Source organism: Herbaspirillum sp. UBA812 (assembly GCF_002296545.1).
In the GTDB taxonomy this organism is placed as follows: Bacteria; Pseudomonadota; Gammaproteobacteria; order Burkholderiales; family Burkholderiaceae_D; genus Herbaspirillum; species Herbaspirillum huttiense.
On sequence record NZ_DBIC01000273.1, the window covers coordinates 1 to 3,927 of the forward strand.

At 63.8% G+C, this 3,927-nt stretch carries 3 protein-coding genes; all 3 read right to left on the bottom strand.

What is annotated here, in order from left to right:
• Nucleotides 1-705 precede the first annotated feature (705 nt).
• Nucleotides 706-1,998, bottom strand: coding sequence for a Glu/Leu/Phe/Val family dehydrogenase (locus B3873_RS18895; RefSeq protein WP_252695739.1), 1,293 nt, complete (start codon nucleotides 1,996-1,998; stop codon nucleotides 706-708).
• Nucleotides 1,999-2,327: 329 nt separating this feature from the next.
• Nucleotides 2,328-3,344 carry a LysR family transcriptional regulator gene (locus B3873_RS18900; protein WP_039786886.1) on the bottom strand — a complete coding sequence of 339 codons (1,017 nt, stop codon included), beginning with the start codon at nucleotides 3,342-3,344 and terminating at the stop codon, nucleotides 2,328-2,330.
• A gap of 87 nt (nucleotides 3,345-3,431) precedes the next feature.
• Nucleotides 3,432-3,927, bottom strand: a 496-nt coding sequence (locus B3873_RS18905) for an ATP-binding cassette domain-containing protein (protein ID WP_286868159.1), incomplete at its 5' end; no start/stop codon positions are given.

Here is a 3,927-nt window from a genome sequence, read left to right on the forward strand (position 1 = left end):
CCTGGCAAATTACCCGAGCGCAACTGTCGGCGGGCGCATTGTACGACATATGCCGCCCGGTCTGGCAATCCGCAGAAACCCTCATGGCGGCGGTACCACGATCCGACGCAATGAGGAGAGTTTCGCAGCTCGCAGGAAGCCCTGGCGAGCACGTCGGCAGCACGGCAGCAACCCCATTCCGGTCAGCAATATCCATGCCAGAAACGCCATCCGCACGCAGCACGCGAGCACATAGGCGTGCTGCGGCGGGCAGCATCATGACAGTGGTCATCGGGGAATGGGCAGAAGCCGGAGGCACCAGCGCAGAGCCAGTGGGGACGCCGCTTGCGGGGCGATATGCAGGAACGTGCAGGGAAGAATGGAAGCCAGCGTCAGTGCGGCGAATGCGAGTGCGGCAAACGTGAAGAGACAGGTCAAAACCACACCGTCCGATAACGTGCACGACATCAGCATGGCAGGCTGCCGCATGTGCCGAATCAACCGCACATGCGGCAGCGCCCGGCATGTTGATGCCGGGTCCGTCACTGAAGATCTTGCGCCGCAAGGCTGGTTGGCCTGCGGTGCGCATGCGCACAGCAACCACGTCTCCTCCGAACCAGAGTGCTCTGGAATCATGCGGCCGACGATCTGTAGCGCAGTGCGCCGCCGTCTTTGGCCGTGGTGGTCCGGTGCTCGCCGGACCGTTTTTTTTACAGCATCACTGCATCACGGATACAGGCCGCGCATTTCACGCGCCTGCAGTACGCGGGTACACGCCACGATGAAGGCCGCGGTACGCAGCGACACGTTCTTCTCGTCGGCCAGCTGCCATACGGCGGCGAAGGCTTCGCGCATGATGCGGGTCAGGCGCAGGTTGATTTCATCTTCGGTCCAGAAGAAGCTGGAGAAGTCCTGCACCCATTCGAAGTAGCTCACCGTCACGCCACCGGCGTTGGCGATCACGTCCGGCACGATCAGCACGCCCTTGTCGCGCAGGATGTCATCGGCGGCCGGGGTGGTCGGGCCGTTGGCGCCTTCCAGGATGATCTTGGCCTTGATGTGATTGGCGTTGGCTTCGGTGATCTGCTGTTCCAGTGCGGCAGGCACCAGAATGTCGCAGTCGACCGACCAGAATTGGGCGCGATCGGTGATTTCATCCGCACCTTCGAAGCCCTTGACGCTGCCATTCTTGGCCACGTAAGCCTGCAGTGCCGGCACGTCCAGGCCACCGGCATTGAAGACGGTGGTCACGTGATCCTGCACCGCCACCACCTTGGAACCGGCTTCAGCGAACAGGCGCGCAGCGATGCCGCCGACGTTGCCGAAACCTTGCACCGCGACCTTGGCATCCTTGATGTCCATGCCGCGCTTGGCAGCGGCTTCGCAACCGACCACGAAGACGCCACGACCGGTGGCTTCATGGCGGCCCAGGCTGCCGCCCAGGGAGATGGGCTTGCCGGTGACCACGCCCGAGGACGTGCTGCCCTGGTTCATGGAGTAGGTATCCATCATCCAGGCCATGATCTGCGAATCGGTGTTCACGTCCGGTGCCGGGATGTCCTTGTTGGGGCCGATGATGATGCCGATCTCGCTGGTGTAGCGGCGCGTCATGCGCTGCAGTTCGCCACGGGAGAGCGTCTTGGGATCGACACGGATACCGCCCTTGGCACCGCCATAGGGCACGTTCACGGCGGCATTCTTGATGGTCATCCAGGCCGACAGGGCCATCACTTCGGACAGCGTCACATCCTGGTGGAAACGCACACCGCCCTTGCCGGGACCGCGCGAGGTGTTGTGCTGCACGCGATAGCCCTCGAAGTGGGCAATGGTGCCGTCGTCGCGCTCGATGGGCACGTCGACCACCAGGATGCGCTTGGGACGCTTCAGGGTTTCCACCCAGCGGGCCAGCGAGCCCAGGTGGGGCGTGACGCGGTCGATCTGTTCGAGATAGACGCCCCACGGACCGATGCCGTGCGGGACGAGATAGGAAGGCACTTCGTGATTAGGTACGTTCGACATGATGCAATCGCTCCTTTGGATAGCCGTGCTGTTCAAAGACAAAAGGCCTGCAAATTCCGAAAGTCCGCCAGGCATGTTACTCCGTCGGCAGCGGCCTGCAAGCCGCACCACAAGGCGCGCAAGAAGGCGGCGACGGAGGCGCGCCCGCCAGCGCGGCGCGGGGTGCGCCTGCTGGAAATTCGTGCCTGTCCGATTCAGCGCCGCCATCGTAGCCAGCCGCTCAACACAAGGCTAATGCTTTGTGAGCATGCAATTATGCAGCGCTTGCATAACCTTTGAAATCCCTTGATGGATAAGGGATTGCGCCATTTTTACCTGTTAATTTTTGATCAGGAATCGCGTTTTTCAGCAGTGCGCGGACTTTTTCCGCCAGCCCCCTTGGAACGCTCCCCACGTTCACCGCGCTCGGCCTTTTCCTGCCGCTGCGCATCCAGCTCCACCAGATATTCCCACAGCCGCGCCACCAGCGCCTTGCCGGTACGCTGGGCGGTCGGGCGCTCGCGATAGAGGCGGATTTCCATCTCCACTTCCCACTCCCCGGTGGGACCGTCGGTGCGCGCCAGCTGGCGGTTGCGCACTTCGCGCAGCACCGACGATTCCGGCAGGAAGGCCACCCCATGGCCCTCCAGCGCCATCATCTTGAGGCTTTCCGACATGTCGGTCTCGTAGTGTTTCATCAGGTGCAGCGGACGCTTGGTATCGGCCATCATCAGCTCCACCATGCGGCCCAGGTAGGCATTGCTGGTGTAGGAGAGGAAGGGCACGGGAGCCTTGGCGCTGCCCGGGAAAACGTAATCCGGCTTGCCGTTGCGGTCGCAGCGCGAATACGGGCGCAAGGTTTCGGTGCCCATGGTCAGCATGTCGTAGCGGCTGGCATCGAGCTGCACCGGCTGGCGCGGATGGTGATAGCACAGCAGCAGGTCGCAGCCGCCTTCGACGATGGTCATCACGGCATCGTGGACGTTCAGGGCGATCAGGCGCGTGTTGATCGAGCCGAAGCCAGACTCCAGGGCGCTGAGCCACTTGGGCATGTAGGTCAGCGAGAGCGTATGGGGGACGGCGAAGTCGATGGTGGTCTGCGCCGTGGGCCGCTTGCCGCGCAGCAGCGCGCGCGTGTTGTTGATCTGGCCCAGCATGGCCACGGCCTGTTCGTAGAAGACTTCACCGGCGGCCGTCAGGCGCGTGGGGTAGGAGGTGCGGTCGATCAGGTCGGTGCCCAGCCAGGCTTCCAGCGACTGGATGCGCCGCGAGAAGGCCGGTTGCGTCACATGCCGCAGCTCCGCCGAGCGACTGAAACTGCGCGTTTCCGCCAGGGAGACGAAATCCTCAAGCCATTTGCTTTCCATTGCCCGCCCACTTCCCGTTCTAGGTCGAATGCGCGAATTGTGCCGCTGTGCCCGCGCCGGCGCAAGCTGCGCGCGCGGGCGAGGGCATCAGCGACGCTCGGCCGGCATCAGCACCGTCGGTTCGGCACCGGGCTCGGCCACCGCTGCCACGCCCTCCGGCTGCGGCACCACCGAACCGCCCTCCTCTTCCGCGCCGGCCTGCTGACGCAGCCACATCTGAGCATACAGGCCATCGGCCATCAGCAGTCCGGCGTGGGTGCCGCGTTCGACGATGCGGCCGTGGTCCATCACCAGGATCTGCTGCGCATTGACGATGGTGGACAGGCGATGCGCAATGACCAGCGTGGTGCGCTCGCGCGCGATCTCTTCCAGCTGCTGCTGGATGGCCTGCTCGGCGCGTGAATCGAGGGCCGAGGTGGCTTCGTCGAAGATGAGGATGGCCGGATCCTTGAGCAGGGTGCGGGCGATCGCCACACGCTGCTTTTCTCCGCCCGACAATTTCAGTCCGCGCTCGCCGACCATGCTGGCGTAGCCATCGGGGAGCGATTCGATGAAGTCGTGGATGTAGGCCGCCTTGGCCGCC